This is a genomic window from Dyadobacter sp. CY343 (assembly GCF_021390335.1).
Lineage (GTDB): Bacteria > Bacteroidota > Bacteroidia > Cytophagales > Spirosomataceae > Dyadobacter.
The window spans coordinates 1200568-1217213 of sequence record NZ_JAJUXK010000001.1 but is presented as its reverse complement, the minus strand read 5'-3'; the positions used below and the strand labels follow the sequence as shown (position 1 = coordinate 1217213).

The 16646-nt window shown below is 47.4% G+C and carries 16 protein-coding genes; 6 read left to right on the top strand and 10 right to left on the bottom strand.

The features are described from left to right. Positions 1 to 11 precede the first annotated feature (11 nt). Together LZG94_RS05055 and LZG94_RS05050 are read left to right on the top strand one after the other, a co-directional pair. Positions 12 to 707 carry a siderophore-interacting protein gene (locus tag LZG94_RS05055; protein WP_233790843.1) on the top strand — a complete coding sequence of 232 codons (696 nt, stop codon included), beginning with the start codon at positions 12 to 14 and terminating at the stop codon, positions 705 to 707. 3 nt (positions 708 to 710) lie between these two features. Continuing rightward, a complete protein-coding gene (locus tag LZG94_RS05050; protein ID WP_233790842.1) occupies positions 711 to 1583 on the top strand; it encodes an AraC family transcriptional regulator in 873 nt (290 codons plus the stop codon). A 107-nt stretch (positions 1584 to 1690) separates the two neighbouring features. Here the strand turns inward: LZG94_RS05050 and LZG94_RS05045 are convergent, their stop codons facing one another. Genes LZG94_RS05045 through LZG94_RS05020 form a run of 6 tightly spaced genes read right to left on the bottom strand, consistent with a single transcriptional unit; the run spans position 1691 to position 9143 of the window. After that, positions 1691 to 6622 carry an Ig-like domain-containing protein gene (locus LZG94_RS05045; protein ID WP_233790841.1) on the bottom strand — a complete coding sequence of 1644 codons (4932 nt, stop codon included), beginning with the start codon at positions 6620 to 6622 and terminating at the stop codon, positions 1691 to 1693. A gap of 42 nt (positions 6623 to 6664) precedes the next feature. Then, positions 6665 to 6973, bottom strand: coding sequence for a DUF6916 family protein (locus LZG94_RS05040; RefSeq protein ID WP_409013237.1), 309 nt, complete (start codon positions 6971 to 6973; stop codon positions 6665 to 6667). Further along, on the bottom strand, positions 6955 to 7458 hold the full coding sequence (locus tag LZG94_RS05035; protein ID WP_233790839.1) for a GNAT family N-acetyltransferase: 504 nt from the start codon (positions 7456 to 7458) through the stop codon (positions 6955 to 6957). Before LZG94_RS05035 ends, LZG94_RS05040 begins: the two co-directional genes overlap by 19 nt. A gap of 40 nt (positions 7459 to 7498) precedes the next feature. Continuing rightward, positions 7499 to 8017 (bottom strand): phage tail protein, encoded by a 519-nt coding sequence (locus tag LZG94_RS05030; RefSeq protein WP_215235506.1) that lies wholly within the window; start codon positions 8015 to 8017, stop codon positions 7499 to 7501. A 49-nt stretch (positions 8018 to 8066) separates the two neighbouring features. Next, the gene (locus LZG94_RS05025) at positions 8067 to 8582 is read right to left on the bottom strand and encodes a phage tail protein (RefSeq protein ID WP_233790838.1); all 516 of its coding nucleotides are present in this window, start codon (positions 8580 to 8582) and stop codon (positions 8067 to 8069) included. Positions 8583 to 8624: 42 nt separating this feature from the next. Beyond that, positions 8625 to 9143, bottom strand: a complete 519-nt coding sequence (locus tag LZG94_RS05020) for a phage tail protein (RefSeq protein WP_233790837.1) — start codon at positions 9141 to 9143, stop codon at positions 8625 to 8627. 532 nt (positions 9144 to 9675) lie between these two features. On the opposite strand from LZG94_RS05020, the gene LZG94_RS05015 reads away from it, so the two are divergent. The 3 genes from LZG94_RS05015 (at position 9676) to LZG94_RS05005 (ending at position 12506) form a co-directional block, all read left to right on the top strand. Continuing rightward, positions 9676 to 10701 carry a sensor histidine kinase gene (locus LZG94_RS05015; RefSeq protein ID WP_233790836.1) on the top strand — a complete coding sequence of 342 codons (1026 nt, stop codon included), beginning with the start codon at positions 9676 to 9678 and terminating at the stop codon, positions 10699 to 10701. Further along, a complete protein-coding gene (locus LZG94_RS05010) occupies positions 10698 to 11453 on the top strand; it encodes a LytTR family DNA-binding domain-containing protein (RefSeq protein ID WP_233790835.1) in 756 nt (251 codons plus the stop codon). Before LZG94_RS05015 ends, LZG94_RS05010 begins: the two co-directional genes overlap by 4 nt. 132 nt (positions 11454 to 11585) lie before the next feature. Next, a complete protein-coding gene (locus LZG94_RS05005) occupies positions 11586 to 12506 on the top strand; it encodes a DUF6268 family outer membrane beta-barrel protein (protein ID WP_233790834.1) in 921 nt (306 codons plus the stop codon). A gap of 114 nt (positions 12507 to 12620) precedes the next feature. Here the strand turns inward: LZG94_RS05005 and LZG94_RS05000 are convergent, their stop codons facing one another. The 3 genes from LZG94_RS05000 to LZG94_RS04990 all read right to left on the bottom strand — a co-directional run bounded on the left by LZG94_RS05000 (position 12621) and on the right by LZG94_RS04990 (position 15351). Further along, positions 12621 to 13373 carry an SDR family NAD(P)-dependent oxidoreductase gene (locus tag LZG94_RS05000; protein ID WP_233790833.1) on the bottom strand — a complete coding sequence of 251 codons (753 nt, stop codon included), beginning with the start codon at positions 13371 to 13373 and terminating at the stop codon, positions 12621 to 12623. A gap of 80 nt (positions 13374 to 13453) precedes the next feature. Next, positions 13454 to 14404: an AraC family transcriptional regulator gene (locus LZG94_RS04995; RefSeq protein WP_233790832.1), complete on the bottom strand. Its 951-nt coding sequence runs from the start codon at positions 14402 to 14404 to the stop codon at positions 13454 to 13456. A 29-nt stretch (positions 14405 to 14433) separates the two neighbouring features. Then, the gene (locus LZG94_RS04990) at positions 14434 to 15351 is read right to left on the bottom strand and encodes an SDR family oxidoreductase (RefSeq protein ID WP_233790831.1); all 918 of its coding nucleotides are present in this window, start codon (positions 15349 to 15351) and stop codon (positions 14434 to 14436) included. A gap of 112 nt (positions 15352 to 15463) precedes the next feature. On the opposite strand from LZG94_RS04990, the gene LZG94_RS04985 reads away from it, so the two are divergent. After that, entirely contained in the window at positions 15464 to 15850 is a 387-nt protein-coding gene (locus LZG94_RS04985) for a helix-turn-helix domain-containing protein (protein WP_233790830.1), read from the top strand. Positions 15851 to 15948: 98 nt separating this feature from the next. Here LZG94_RS04985 and LZG94_RS04980 read toward each other — a convergent pair whose 3' ends face one another. Continuing rightward, positions 15949 to 16503, bottom strand: coding sequence for a dihydrofolate reductase family protein (locus LZG94_RS04980; protein WP_233790829.1), 555 nt, complete (start codon positions 16501 to 16503; stop codon positions 15949 to 15951). Positions 16504 to 16646: the final 143 nt, after the last annotated feature.

Genomic DNA, 16646 nt, shown 5'->3' with positions numbered 1-16646 from the left:
AGAAAGGTAAAATGGTCAATATATTTAAAAAAGCAGCATCCGGGTTAATGGAGCGAATGTTGAGCAGTGGAACTGTGACTTCCATCCGAAAGTGGCAACCCGGCACGCTGTACGAAGTGGAGCTGCATATTCCACACATCAATATGGAAGGCTGGGACTCTATCAAACGGCTCAAATGCAAGGTCGACGAGCTGGAATACCGGGATTATACGCCTGTAAGCTGGAATTCAGAACTGAACATTTGCACCCTGCTGATCGACGGCGGACATGACGGCGCCGGAAGCCGCTGGGTGCGAGCATTGAAGCCGGGCGACCCGGTCCTATTTGGTGCAGCGCATGCAGCTTCGCTACCCTCGGCGAAAGGGCGAATATTAGGTCTGGCGGATGCCAGTGCGCTGGGGCATTTTCTGGCATTAAAACAATTGACGGATCAAAGTGAACATCCCATGGAAGTGGGCGTACTGGTGCACGGCGGGCAGGAAATACCAGATGCATTTACAGAGGTAAATCCTGAATTTGAGTTTCTTAAAAATTCTCAAAATGAAGGAGCTGATATGCTGGAACAATGGTATAGCCGCAAAGCGCTGGCGGATTATAATTCCATTTATATTGCAGGAAACATTCCCATGATGAAAGCGCTGAAAAGAAAACTGAAATCGAACCCCAGGGTGCATGCCAAGGTATATGGTCACGGGTTCTGGTCTTAAAAAATGGCAAATCAGGATATTCAAATCAGGCATTTACAGCAGGACTTAACAGGCATTGAAATTACGTATGTCTCCGGGGACGAGCATATTGGCGACATGGCCAGTCACCTCGGCGGCCCGCATCGTCATGACCATTATTTTTGCTTTTTGCTGGAAAGTGGCTTTGTGAGCGGCGCAATAGACTTTCATGATGTAGAAATGGACGAGCCTGCGCTGGTATTATCCTGTCCGGGGCAGGTACATGATTTCAGGAGGGCTAAAAATGTAAAAGGCTGGGCGATTGCTTTTGACGCCAAATACATTGACCAAAATGCACGAATGGTAATTGAACATTCGCTGGCCAATATCGCCATTATTCGCCTCAACGAGACTGATAAGCAATGGTTTGCACATATTTTCCAGCTAATATCTGCGGCGGTGAACGACAACAAATCGGCTCAGTTTGAGCAGCAACTGGTACGGGCTTTGCTGAATGCGCTTTTTTACAAAACGGTCAATATATTTCAATTTCAGGAAAACGAGCGTATCCAGGCGGTATCGTTACGGAGTGTCGAAATTGTCAAAGTTTTTAATCTGCTCGTCAGAGCGCATTTCCATGCATTAAAGAAACCTGCCGATTATGCTTCGCAAATGAACATTACGGTAAGCTATCTGAACGATACGGTAAAGTCTATCACCGGGTTTTCCTCCACCTGGCTCATCAGGCAGGAGATTTTACGTGAAGCGCAGCGCCTGTTAATGTACACATCGAAAAGTGTGAAGGAAATCGCATTCCAACTGGGCTACGAAGATCATAAATACTTCATCCGGCTGTTCAGCAAATCGATCGGAACGTCGCCGGCCATCTTCCGCAAACAACCTGGAAAACTGTCGTGATTGTAATAAAGAAAAGGCCCTCGCATTACATAGTAGAGAAAGGGCCTTCGCTTTTTGGTGAGCAGCCTGATTAACTCGCCAGCTACTCAAATATCACGTTCAGCTTATTACCTGTTGATCAGCAGCTTGCGATTTGCCGTCTCGCCATTCGAGTGGGTTATATTCAGAATATACATGCCGACAGGCAGATCTCTCACCGATATGGTTTTCGATACCGTTTTAGCTGAACGATAGACTGAGGTTCCGGTCATATTGTAAATTTCGACCGATTTGACCAGCTTCCACTTTGTACTTGAAAGCGTCAGCACATCGGCAACCGGATTTGGATAAAATTCTGACTTCAAAACCTCGCTAGCGAAACGCACTTTGATCACCTGGCTGTAAGCAAAAGTCTTATCCAGATCTATCATTTTAAGGCGGTAAAAATTGTCTCCTTCCTCAGGTTCCTGGTCGACAAATGCATAGGATCTCACTGCGTAACTTTCACCGTGCGATTTTTCCGTGCCGACGATCTGCCAGTTTTTACCATCACTACTCCGTTGAATATCGAACCGGTCGCTATTGGTTTCTTCCGCAGTTTTCCATTGCAGAACAGCTTTGTTTTCGATTTTGGAGCCTGCGAAGCCGATCAGAGTTACCGGTAAATTACAGTCTTTGAAAACGTTAAGCGTAGTTGAGCAACCGCCGAACGTAGCAGTAAGTATCGCCGTCTCACCGGTTGGAATGCCGGTGACCGTGTTGCCGCTGACGACACCTTTGTCAGAAGTAACTACTGCTCCCGCCGACGCCGTGAAGAAAACCGTATAGGTATTCCGGTCGCTCATGCATGCGTACTCGTCACCGGTGAGCGCTATCGTCGGTGCCACGTCCACTGTGATCGTAGCAGTTTGTCCTGCAACGGATGCGGAAGCGTCGCCTGCGCCACTGACATTCGTCAGCGTGTAAACAAACGAACCCGTAGTTGTGGTAGGCGCAGCTACCGTGACCGTCGTGTTGACACCGGTTGTAGATATGGTCTGATCGGATCCTCCATCAATGTTGTAGGTAAATGTGAACGGCCCGATTCCGTTGACAGCTGTAAACGTGATCACCGGCGCGGTTGTGTTCTGGCATGCCGTTGTAGTGCCGGATATCGTGGCGGAAAGGTTTGATGCGACGGTTACAACTGCGGTCTGCGCAGAAGGAGGCGTCAGCGAACAGGATTGTGCATCTGTTACACTCACAAGTTCATACGTAAATTCACCGATTACATTCGTCGGCTGGCTTACTGTTACAGTTGTCTGAATACCCGTCGTCGAAACGGTCAGATTGCTGCCTCCGTTCACCGTGTAAATAAATGTGTAAGGCAGTGTACCACCCGTTGCTCCGAAGGTTACTAACGGCGCAGCTTCTCCCTGGTTAACACTCGTTGTTCCGGTTAAAGAAGAGCCTGTGATCTCATTGACTGTCAGGATCGCAGCGGCGGAGGTGGTACTGTTGCATGGATTTGAAACAATGCAGCGGTATTCTGACTGGTTATCCTCAACCGGTACATTGGTAAGTGTCAGCGTCGCATCGTCAGCAGTTGCATTTGACCCAACCGTAATATCCGCAAATGCACCTCCGAAGGGTTTTTTCTGCCATTGGTAAGTTACATCGGTCTGAGAAGACGCTACTGTGAATGAAGTACCTGAACCCGCACAAATGGTCTGGTCATCAGGCTCATCCGTAACAGGTGGCGCCGGCGTAGGAGTGACAGTCACTGTGAATGAGCAAGTAGGAGCTGTTCCGATGCCATTCGAAGCTGTTACAAGCACGGTAGTAGCACCTGCCGGGAATGCGTACGGGAACGTAATCGGATTTCCATCCACACTATATGTAATGGTCGCGGCCGGACAGGCATCTGCGGTTGCCGCCAGTGTTTGCGTAGATGTACAGGTACCTCCGTCGGGTGATACCGTCTGGTCGCCAGGGCAGAAAGTGATCACAGGTACCGATACTACCGGTGTAACGGTCGGGTTATTTGTCCCGGCTACGGCCGGATCGTCGGTCAGTACATTGTCAAAATTGCTTCCTGAAACAGTACCCTGGGTCGATACTTCGCAGGCGGCTGCCGGAATGTCGTCATTGATAGTAGCCTTGAACACGATGATCACATTTTTGCCAGCCGGGATATTGAAACCGCTGCCGCTGCCATTGATTGTGATCGTCTCACCGGCTTGTGTACCGTCCAAACGGGCAGGACTTGCCGTAGCGGCAGGTGCTGTTTGCGCGACAGGCTCCGTGACTGCTCCGTTTACAGCGGTCTGCCGCAATGGCGCAGAAGGATTTTCTGCCGGTGCGGTTTGCGATACTTCTATTTCCTCAGCGCCCAGGCGTGCGTTTAGCGGAGGCACATTAGGTGTCGCGCAGGTTACGCCTGCGCCGATTGTAAATGGTCCGTCACCGCTCTGGTTTACCGGTCCGGCGCCAGGCGTATTACCTCCGTTGTTCCAGGTTTCCGTAAAGGTAGTTCCTGTTCCCTGCAAGCGGATTTCGGTTGAGCCGGTTACGCCTGACCGGGCTCTCGCTGCATAGTTAACGACAGGCGAAATGGTCACATCGTTATTAATGATGTTGGCGCAAATCTTTGCATTGTTCGAGCCGCCGCCGGCAGTAAGCACGTCGATCCCGTAAGACGCGTCGACACCCGTCATCGCTATGGTGTTATTATCAATAGTAACGTTGCTCAATGTGTTCGTAGATGATGTTGCTTCTACCGCAATACCATTCCCGGTGGACCAGTTATTAATGATATTGTCCCTGATCAGTACGGTTGAGCGCGCGCTTGGCGTGTTGTTGCTCACGCGGATCCCGGAACCTGCCTGGGCGGTTTTTGACACATTATTGCCAGTAACATTTCCTTCCAGGTAGCCGTTGCCGGTCGTGAAGAAGTTCAGTGCCGGTCCGTTCCACGTAGATACCGTATTGTTACTTACATTAAATTTTGCAGTTGCACTGCCTGAACTGGCGATATCTATCCCGGTTCCCACGTTGTCAATCGGGTTAACAGTACAGTTCAGCACGTCAGCCTGGATCACGGCGTTGTCGGTTGCATAAGCTTCTATACCCGCCGTACGGCATCTGGTAAACTGAGAATTGCTGACAACCCGAAGGTTCATCGTTGAACTTCCGCGGGCATACATTTGAAGACCCGAACCATTGTCCGCATTATCGAAAGACGAGGCTGAAACGGTAAGTTTGGAAAGGTTGGTATTCGTATTGTCAAAATACACAGCACGTCCACCCGGATTGGCAAATGCAGAATTGGTGATCGTGCAGGTGCCGCTCGTATTGATGGCATAGATACAACCTTCTTCGCTTGTGCCTAATGTACCGCCATTTGCTATTGTTCCATTGGTAAAATTAAAATTACTTACCCCTCTCAGGTTAATACCTTCTTGCGAAACCGTGCCGGTGATCTCCACATTATCCAGCGACAATCCCGCTACCGAATTTGCATGAATTGCTGCGTTGGCATTTGAATTGTCGAGGGCTACGGGCAAGGTCCCATCTGTGGTATTGGCGTTAAGCATATTCACATTCTTAATCGTGATCCCGGCTGCCGAGATGAACTCCATGCCACGGCTGGTGATATTCTGTATCACACCGCCCGATCCGTCTGTCGTCCCGTTACCGGTAATCTGGAAAGTACCTGTTGTACCCGACACAGAGATACCTTTTGACGCGCCTGCGCTTGAAACCGAAACGAAATTGACGTTAAGAGCCAGTGAGGTTCCGGAAATCCTGATAGCCCCCGAATTAACAGCGTTGAGAGTTCCTGTCGCGATCGTGACAGAACCACTGCCGGCTTCTATCGTGACCGACTCGCCTGACGCAGTAGAGCTCGAAGAAACTTCTGAAAACTGCGCATCAAAAGTGCCTCCTGATACTGCCAGCGCACGTCCGCTTCCGCTAAGAGCCATTTCCCGGATAGTCAGTGTACCCGTGAATGCGCCTGCAAGTTTGGCTCCGGTAGTATTGCCGATGTCGAAACCCCTGATTGTGTTAGCCGCTCCGAGTGTGACTGCGGTGCCGGAAGAAGTAACGGTCGGGCGTGTTCCGCCGGTAGCTGGCAGGAGGTTGTCACCGCTTGGTGTAGCGAATGGGCCTAGGGCAAGTATTGTCTCCCCCGCCCCCTGGCCGATCAGCTTCTGGCTGGCCAGCAACGTCACACTGCCGTCGTAACTTCCGGTATAAAGAAAAACAAGATGCCCGGCTTTGGCGTTTATGCCTGCGTTGTTATTGATACTCTGAAATGCGTTCAGGGAGTTGAATGGCTTGGATAGCGTTCCTGTTCCGCCTGCCGGCGCGTCGGCCTTGATGAACCAGACAGCGCCGGTCGAAGTGATCGTCGCGGTAGCGGTGGATGTGGTACCTGAGTTATTTCCGATGGTATAGTCGAATGTATCTGCTCCTATGTAGCCCGCTGGTGCGTCATAAGTGAATGCACCGGTATTCTGATCGAGTGTGATGCTGCCGCCCTGGGCAGTGGCAACCGTCGCGGAGCTGGTAATAGTCAGGGAAGTTCCGTTGGGACTGACATCATTGCTTAGCAAACCGCTACCTGCCGGGATGCTGAGCCCAACGTTACCGATCGTATTGTATGAGTCGTTGACAGCGATCGGGCTTACGGTTACTGAACCCGGCACCAGGGTGGTGTTTGGGTCGAGCGTTTCTGAAAATACTACCCCGGTAGCATCCGTGCCGCCATTGCTAATCGTGACCGTGTAGGTAATTTCGTCACCTGCTGAGCCTCCGCTGAGGCCGGTATCGTTCGAAATCACATAAGTATTGGTAGCCGAAATGCCGGGCACAAGCATCAATGTTGATCCTTTCTTTGCGGCACGGGATCTTGCGTAGGGAACTTTGACCGAAGCTGATTTTTCGGCGCGCACGCGGTCGTTCTGTGTCAGTGCGAATTGCTCTTTTCGGGTGCTGTCAGTACCGAGCCGGTCGACCATTTCGATGCCGGAAGCGAATAGCACCAGCCCTGTAAGATATAGGTAAAAATTTTTCATGCAGCTAGTTTGTTTGATGTAGCCTTTTGTTTTAGTTCAGTTTCAGGAAAATACAGCCTCATACCTCATCCCTTTTACATCGGTCCCGACCGGCACCAGGAACACTTCTATGTTCCCGATATCTGGATGTGCGATCTTGTAAATTCCCTGGGGGCGGGGAGCGTGATCTCCGCTCGTCTGGAGTTCCAGCGAAAAGGGCCCGCGTTCAAGTGGCGTGTAGCTGCTGAGCCGGGTAACTCTCGTTAAAGTGGAGGGTACTATTTGTGTTTCAGCAAAATAGACGTCGAACGCCTGGTTCATGTATTTGCTGAAATGATCAGCCGTTATGGTACTTAGGTCGTATGCTTCCATTCCATTAAATGATAAACTCCGTTTGTTTCACTTACCGTTTTGAATCCCAGGCGGGTATACAGATTCTTGGCAGGATTGAAAGTTTCAACATGAATGCTCAGCGGCCGTCCGAGTTGGGCGGCCCTGTTCATCAGGTCTTTCAGGATTGATTCGCCTATGCCGCGGTTCCGGTATAATGGAGAAATCGTAATGTCAATGATCCGCATACCCTTATCCTGGTAGTTTTCGTGGAGGTAGAGCCTCCCTATATTGTTTCCTTTGTCTTCAATCACCCAGAAATTGCCCCCGACATAGTTTTTTTGATAGTAATCATGCTGGGCGTTGAATTGCCCCGTCAAAAATTCCCGTTTCATCAGGTCGGTCCAATCCGGGACCCTTTCCAGTTCTTCCGCACGTGTACTTGCGTAGGTATCGAGCAGGAATGCCCTATCATTGGCGCTTATAGGCCTGACTTGGAGATCGGTGCGGGTAAAACTCAACTTCATAATGGTAACTATAAAAAATCGGGAATCAGGTGGTTGTCAATTATGGTCTTGGCGGGAATACGCCTTGCAAAGCGATATTGAAGTAGCAGGTAAGATAAGGCTGCATATTATTATGCGGCAGAGATCCGCCCGTCACTTGCAGGGAGTTAAGTGCCATTGGGCTGGTTGGAGTACCTCCTACATATACGCTACCTTCGTCTGCCTTGCCAAACGTGGTCGTGCTGCTGGGGGTAGCGGTTTCTGAAACGTCGCTGGCAGCCCGCAACTGGTGATTGTGAAGCGGCATTTCAGATTGGAGTAATGTTACGGATGTGCTTCCCGACATTTCCCCAAGATCGTGCAGCGACAAGCCAGCTCCCTGCCCGGGATGCATAGGCGCCGCGCCTTGCAGGTCAGGCAATGCAAATGTCGACTTGCCATCGCCGCCGTAGGTTGTGCCTAGCAACGAGAACAGTGCGGTATTTTGAGAAATCGGCATTAATTGACCATTACAAAAAGCCCAGCCCTTGGGCGCAAAATTGAATGGGAATATTCTTACTTCAGCTACGAATGGATCCATGATATTTTCTTGTTGTTAAATTTTTATACATCACCTTTCTTGCCAGATTTCAGGTCGGAGACGGGAATATCCCGAAGAGAGAAATGATAAAATTGAGACACAGGTACGGTTGAAAATTGCTGTGTGGCTGGCTTCCGCCGGCAGGTCCGATATCATTGGCGTTAAAATTTACCACAGGCGGATCCGCAAAGAAGATTTTCGCTTTGGTGGACACGCCGATGATTGAGCCGCTCGGACTGGGGATGTTCCCAATGTCGCTAGTCACCTGGAAATTGTGCGTATGGTTGGGAATCTGGTTACTTGTGAGCGTTTCTTGCTCAGTACCTGCCTTTTCCGCGATGATATAGCTGGTACCCTGGTTATTGCCCATGTGGACCGGCAAACGGCCCTGCATGTCAGGAAGGGCAAATGTAGACTCGCCGTCGCCTCCGTACGAAGTGCCTATTAATTGAAAGAGGGTTTCGTTTTCGGAGATCGGCAATAATTGACCTTCGCAAAATTCCCATCCGGCAGGCGCAAAATTGCCCGCAAATATTCTTATTTCGCCAACATATGGTTGTGCCATGTATTTTACGTGTTTGATGTGATCGACTGGAACACCGGGGGATTAATTCTGGCTGGGGAAAATTCCCTGCAGCGCTATGACGAAATTGAGCACCGAATAAGGCTGCATGTTATTGTGAGGCTGACTTCCCCCGACAGATGATACTGTGCCCGGTCGAAGGGACAGCAGATTGTCGTTGATCGCGTTTGAATACAGGTTACTAGGTTGGGAGTTTGAAAACGAATTTCCGGTAGGGTCGATCACATTGTTACTTGCATCGCCCGTGTCGCGCGCCTGCAATAGGTGGCTATGCTGTGGTAGTTCGTTCGGCGTAAGCGTGTGACTTATTTCGCCGCCTGTTTGCCCGAGATTAAACCCGTTTCCCACGTGAATGGGCACCTTTCCCTGGAAGTTAGGTAATGCAAAAGTTGTCTGTCCATTACCGCCATAAGTAGTACCCAGCAAAGCGAACAATGCCTGGTTTTGATTGATAGGGAGAAATTGCCCGCTGGCATTTGCCCAGCCTTTTGGAGGGAAATTGAAACTCACCATTCGGATTTCAGATAGAAATGGTTCTGCCATGTAGAAATAGGTTAAAGGATGAAAAATGGATGTACGCCATCGATCCCGGCTGATTACCAGCCGGGATCGATGTATAGAAGAGTGTGTGGGAATTATATTGAAAACCGGCCAGGAACCGGCTACACGCTACTCAACAAGCAGCTGATTGTAATCGAGAGGAAGTGCAAGCGAGGGAAAGTACATTTTTTCATAGAGGTCAGTAAGTTAGGCTTGGAATATTATCTTAGCCCAATATTAACGATATCCAAGAAAAAGTAGGAATAAACTTAGTTAGCGGTAAAATTTGTTCTATGACAACTTGTTTCGGTTTTGTCGGTAAATACAAATGGTAAGCCGCATTCTTTCCCCGGGCATGAATAAGGTAACCGCCTGTTTCAATTTGCGCATGCAAAAAAACAATGTGGCATACACAGCTTTGGAGTGGTGCAATTCATAGCCCGAAAAATGAACTTCATCAGAATATCGGGGTAGTTTGCTATCAATCCCGCGGTAAAACTTTACTTTTTGGGCTTGATTCGCTTAAACCCTTATCATGATTCGCACAGAAAGACTTAATATAAAACGCTGGCTGATCTTCTTCTTTTCGTCGCTGCTCTATGCATTGTGCCAAATGCTTTTGAGCAACATTGTGATGGAAGATGATTTATGGAAGAATTTTCATATCCAATTATCAGCACATTACATTGTGGTGTTTGCAATGTGTGTGGCAGACTACCAGTTGTTGCTATTGTTGAATAAGCATTTACCATATCCAAAGAATATCATTTACCGGATCATCGCCGAGCTTACAGGACTGATCGCCATTTGCTTTATACTGCTGTCGGTATTCGATTTCCTGATTTACAATGTATTGCTGGTGTCGCAGGAAGGAATGCCTTCCTTCCTGACAAAATTTGCATTGGCCATGCTTACCAACACCCCTATCCTACTTGTTTTTGAACTGATCCATTATTTTCAGTCTGAACAAAAAGCGATTGCGGAATCGGAAAAGGCACAACGTGAAGCGCTGTTATTTGAGCATGAAACATTAAAGTCCCAGATCAATCCGCATTTCCTTTTTAATTCATTAAATGTCCTTTCGTCTTTAATTTATATCAATCCCGAAAACGCCAATAAATTCACCAAGGCACTTTCAAAAACGTACCGGTACGTGCTTTCACTCAACCGCCAGCCTCAGGTCACCGTTGCCGAGGAACTGGACGCACTTGATTCATACCTTTTTCTGATGCGGATGCGGTTTGAAGATTCTTTCTATTTTATCGTTGAAAAATCGGCTGCACGCCAGGAAAGTAAAATCATTCCACTCACATTGCAGCTGCTTTTAGAGAATGCATTCAAGCATAATGTTGCGACCGAAGAATCGCCTTTGCATATCCGCCTGACCATTGGCAGTGAATATATTACCCTCGAAAACAGCATACAACCCACAAGTGATACAGACAAAGGCGGGATCGGACTGAAATATCTTTCGAAGCAATATGAATTATACGCCAAAAAAGTGATCGTCCAGCACACCGGCAGTCTGTTTATTGTCAAAATCCCTTACATCGAGCCATGAATTACCTGATAGTCGAAGATGAGCGGTTTGCGTATGAAGAATTAAAACGCATGATGACCCAGTTACGCCCTCATTACCAATTTGAAAAGCGGACCAAAACAGTTATTGATACCATCGCATTCCTGAAATTCAACACCGTCGATTTAATCCTGATGGACATTCGGCTTGCTGACGGAAACTGCTTTGAAATATTCAATCATGTTGAAGTTACCACGCCCGTTATTTTTACCACTGCTTACGACGAGCATGCGATTAAAGCCTTTAAGTTTAACAGCATCGATTATCTTTTAAAGCCTTTTGACGAGAAAGAATTGGAATCGGCACTTATTAAATTTGAAAATATCTTTCACAGCAATTCGTATAAACCGGTTTCGAAGGATTTTGAACAAGTCCTGTTTACTAAACTTAAAAATCGCTTCCTGATATCAAAAGGTGAAAATTACCATTATATAGAAACCCACGATATCGCCCACTTTTACAGCGAAGACGGCGTGGTTTTCCTGCACACATTCGAAAATAAAAGGCATATTATCAATTACACATTGGACCAGTTGGAGCAGCAACTCGACAACGGATTGTTTTTCCGGGTTTCCCGCAATTGCATTGGCAATGTAAAAGCCATCGCAAATGTTGCAAAATACTTCAATACCCGTTTGCAACTTACTTTTTCACCCCCTTGCCCTCACGAAGTGCTGGTCAGCCGCGTGCGGGTTCCGGACTTTTTGAAATGGATGGATGGGGTCCTTCAATAATTCCATTTCCCTGCGGCTGCATTTTAACCTGCCGATTCTAAACTCCATGGTTTATCGGTTTCTGTGCTAGGCGATTCGCCGTTCTTTTGAGGAATCAAAACGAATGTAAACGTCAAATACGAGGTCGAAACCATGAAACGAGCATTATTAGTGGCTACATTATTAGTAGCACTATTATTTAAAAAAGCAGAAGCACAGCAAGTAACTTTTAAGACAGAGTTCATTGGGAATTCGGGCTACTGGTTTCTTCCCAATAGAGATAAACCAAAGGAAAGAATCGGTGACGGCACAGGTTCCTCCATCATTTATCAGGGAGCATTTAATATGCCGCTGTCCTCCAAAATGAATGAAAATAACCGCCCGACCGTTTGGGGAGTTGGCCTTAGCGGGGCATATGCGTCGTTAAACAACAAAAATTTCGAGGACGAAATGGTTTCAAAAATCATGAACCTTCAAGTAGGTATTTTCCATTTGCGGCCGTTGAATGACAGATGGTCTATGCGGGCAAGTGTGGGTGTTGGCGTGTTTACCCCGTCTGCAAACCTGTCCAAAATCAGGTTCAAAAATGTGCTTGGCAGTGCAGGCGTCGTCTTTATCCGCCACTTGAAACCCAACCTGGCGATTGGCGGGGGGTTAGCCGTAAACAGTTCCCTGGGCTATCCAATGTTATTTCCGGCCGTTTACCTGAACTGGAAACGCGAGGGTAACTTCGACCTCAAAGCCGAGCTGATCGACGGGCTGGATATTTCGGCGACTTATGGATTCAATAAACAGGTTAAGCTGGCGCTCGCTTTCGAAATGAACGGGCAAATGGCGCTGCTCGAAAAGGACGGCAAGGATAAGATATTCTCTCACCAATACATTGTGACCGGCTTTCGTCCGGAAGTCAAATTGGGTAAAACGGGCCTGTCCATGTCCGCAATGGTCGGGCTGAATCTCTACCGGCCTGCCTCTTATAGCGACCGGACTTTAAAAGGGATGTTTGCTGGTAATAATGATTACTATTTCGCTGTTTCCCCTTATGCTTCGGTTGGCTTAAAAATGGGGTTTTAATAAAGTTTGCGTAGGATCAATAACTTCCCAAAGTCCCACCAGCAGCAATAGCGTATATTGTATATCGCAATTAACGATAAACAATATACGCTATTGCTGCTTTTAAAATTGAATTTACAGATTCATTCCGCCGGTCAGTTCAATCCGCTGGCCATTGACCCACTTGGCGTCTTCGCTGCAAAGGAATGCTACTACCCCACCGACATCGTCTGGCAAACCGACCCGTCCCAATGCAGTTGCGCCTGCTATATGAGCCCGAATTTCTGGTGTATCCTCCATTGCTCCGCCACCAAAAATGGCCCCCGGGGCAACTACGTTGGCTGTAATGCCACGCACGCCTAATTCAAGCGCCAGAAACCTGGTATACACATCAACTGCTCCCTTCATGATTCCGTAAGCCGAAACGCCCTGAAAGCTCACGCGAGACACAGCGGAAGAAATGTTGATGATGCGTCCTCCATCTTGAAGATAGCCCAGTGCCTTCTGAGTCAGAAAATAAACACCTTTTAGATGAATGTTCATCATCTCATCAAACTGCGCCTCAGTAGTTTCTGAAACAGATCCCGTAAGACTGGTCCCCGCATTGTTGATCAGGAAATCGAAACGATCCGTGCCAAAAACCGTTTCTAATGCCGAGTTTGCTTTCAGAAAAAAATCATCAAACCCGCTGGTATCGGCAGCGTTGAGTTGTAAGGCTACGGACTTTCTTCCAAGAGATGTAATCGCGTCCACGGTGTTCTCTGCCTCAGCCACATTGCTATTATATGTAAGCAAGACGTCAATTCCCTTTTGTGCCAGTTTTACTGCTATTTCTTTACCAATTCCGCGGCTTCCGCCGGTAACTAATGCGATTTTTTGAGTTGTCATGAGACTTTTTTTGTAGAGATTAAAAACACTACAAAAGTCTGCCGAATGACGAGGTGCCGGTTAGTTCCAGCCAATCAATTTTATGTATAATTCAAACTTTTTGCCTGACTACGAAAGGCTCCCGGAGACAAGGAAGTTTCATTCTTAAAGAATTTGGCAAAGTGCGCGAAATCTGAGAAGCCAAGACTATCCGCTATTTCGGCTATACTCCAATCAGTGAGCCTTAACAATGCCCGCGCTTCCTGAAGGATTCTGCCGGCAATAAGTTCGGTCGTTGTTAGGCCTGTGGTGTCTTTTAGTACTTTGTTTAAATGGTTGATGTGCACGGCCAGGTGGTCAGCATACTGTTTCGCTGTGCGCAGCGCCACTTTTTGCTGCGGGCTTTCCAATGGAAATTGTCTTTCGAGGAGCTCTAAAAACAAGGATGTAGTTCGTGCTGATGCGCTGTGATTAGGATGGAGCATGACGGTAGACTGCAGCTTCTGACCAAGGTGGATCAGTTCGAGCGTATAGGCACGGAGCAAGTCATATTTGTAAGCATAGTTAGAGCTGATTTCAGCCTTCATGTTGTCAAAAATGCCTTGTACACGCTCGATGTCAGAATCGGAAAGTGCATACACGGGATGTTCCGGCGACTTGAAAATGGGCAATTCGTCCAGTATTACGCCGCTCATAGCAGGATGGAAGAATTCAGCTGTAAACACACAGAACTGTCCGGTTTGCCGACCCATTGGAGACCAGTAGTATGGACTTTTAGGTGTCGTAAAAATTAATGTCGGCCGCGAGATCTCGACCGCCCTGTCCGGGTATTCAGCCAGCGAGCGGCCCGTGAGAAAACTTATCTTATAAAATGCACGGGAAGCGCAGGAAATTGTTGTTTTCTCCCGCGCTTCCTGCATAATATCTGTCAAATCGAATACATTGAAATGACCTACCTCCTGTTGGATCCCTTCGGGCAACAGCGCGCTAAGATCGGTCGAACAGCCGCTGGAAAGATGGTAACATAGATCTTCGAAAGAAGTTTTACGCATAACTGGATGTTTGTAAAAAACAAAGGTAGCTATAAATTGGTAAAAGCTTTTGAGGGCAAAATGTCAATCTTCGCGTAAATATGTTCTATAAACTGCTTCAATGTGGTTGGTTTTCTACCCAAAAACCCTTCCAAGGTAGGATCATCTACATCCATTGTATCTTGTGCTAATGCCGTAGCCCACGTGGTGAACATCCCGATATATTGAGCCGGCACACCGAAGCTTTTAAGCATTGATTCAAACTCTTCCACCGGTGGGGATTGGTAGGATACTTCTTTTCCGATGGCCCTGGATAGCTCACCCGCTATATCGAAGAAAGAGACCGAATCGGTATTTGTCAACTGGTACAGCTTGTTTTGGTGACCACCCGTAGCCAGGATGTGCGCTGCGGCTTCTGCTAACTCCTTCAGAAGCACATAACTGGCTTTGCCATTCTGGGCCGGGAACACAATAGTGCCTGTCTCTGCAACCTTTTCCTCCGCGAAGACGGGAATCATTTCCAGATAAATACCATTTTGCAGGATCGTATAATCAATGCCGCTATTTATTAAATAAGCCTCCGACTCGACATGCGAATTTTGAAAAGCAGCAATGGCAGAATTTTCAAAACCCGGTTTTCTTACAAATGAAGTATACACAATGTGCTTGACGCCAGCCTCTTTTGCAGCTTTAATGACGTTCAAATGGTGCGCTGTCCTGTTTTCGAAAGCCTGGCGGTCATTACTCGACACCAGTAATAGTTTATCTACGCCGTTAAAAGCCCGGACCAGTGAATCGTAATCTGCATAGTCTCCAACTCTTATTTCAATACCCTTTTCCTGAATTGCCTGTGACTTTGCTGCGTCTCTCACCAACGTCGAAATCCGGGATGGTTCGATTCCTTTTTTCAATAAATGGTCAATGGCTTTCCCGCCAAACTGCCCTGTTGCACCCGTAACTAGTATCATGTTATTTTTTGTTTTTTGATAGACAAAATTACCGCTACCACTATATTTAGTATAGTTTGTTATCATAAAATATCAGTATATTTTTGTATACTGAACATCATAAATAGCTGATATGAGTGACTTTAAAGATTTCATTGGAAGTGATAAAGGCCCGCAATGTCCACGGACTTACATTCTGGCTTTGACAGATACATTAAACGTCGTCAGCGGCAAATGGAAACTTCCTATCATCGCAGCGCTACTCCGTGGTGTAAGCCGGTTTAAAGACCTGCTGGACAGCACTGAAAAGATAACTCCCCGCATGTTATCAAAGGAATTGAAGGAGCTTGAAATGAACAGCATTGTCGAGCGCAAGGTGTACAATCAGACGCCGGTGCTGATTGAGTACAGGTTAACAAAGTCTGGAAAAGACATTGCCAATGTGATTGATTCCATGATTGATTGGGGATTGGTTCACAGAACGCAGGTGATCAAAAAATTACCAGAATCTCTATCTTAGCACAATGTAAGAAATGCTTCGGCGCCATATAGAACAGGTCGTACACCTGAGCGATGGAAGAGCGATTATTATCCGCTGAACACATGCGTTCGGTTAAGCTATTGCTGCTTCGATGGAGCATAGTAAAGCAATATAGCACCACTGGCAAAGGTTTGCGTCTTTGTTAATTTCAAAACGACTCCGTCTGCGAGTTCGTCAAATAAAGGCAAACCTTTTCGCGCCACCACCGGGTGGACCATCAGCTGAAATTCATCCACAAGGCCCTGGTTGATTAGCGCAACGATCAGGCTGCGGCTGCATACCAAAATGTTACCGCCATCTTCTTCCCGGAGTGCCAGCGTCTCCGCTTCGAGGCTGCGGGTAGCAACCCTTGCGCTTTTCCAATCTACGCTTTGCAAGGTGCGGGAAAATACAACTTTCGGAATAGCATCCATATTCATTGCAAAATCATCCATCGATTTTTCTCCACTGGGCTGTTCTGCCAAGCCTTTCCAAAACTCCATAAGCAAATACGTTTTCCTGCCATACAATGCAGTATCGGCATTTTTAAGGAGTTCACCATAGTGAGCGTGCACTGCTTCGTCGGGCGAGACTGCGGTGTGATCGCAAAAACCGTCGAGCGTCATATTGATAGCGGCGATTATCTTTCTCATACTTGCCAGATGTTTTGATTCGATTTTGGACAGCAGCAAAAATAGCGAACTTCAAACCCATTACTGCGGCCATTTTGAACATATAGAAGGGGTATTTGAGACAAAAAATCGGCCCTCAAAATTGGTGATGCTGCAACACTACT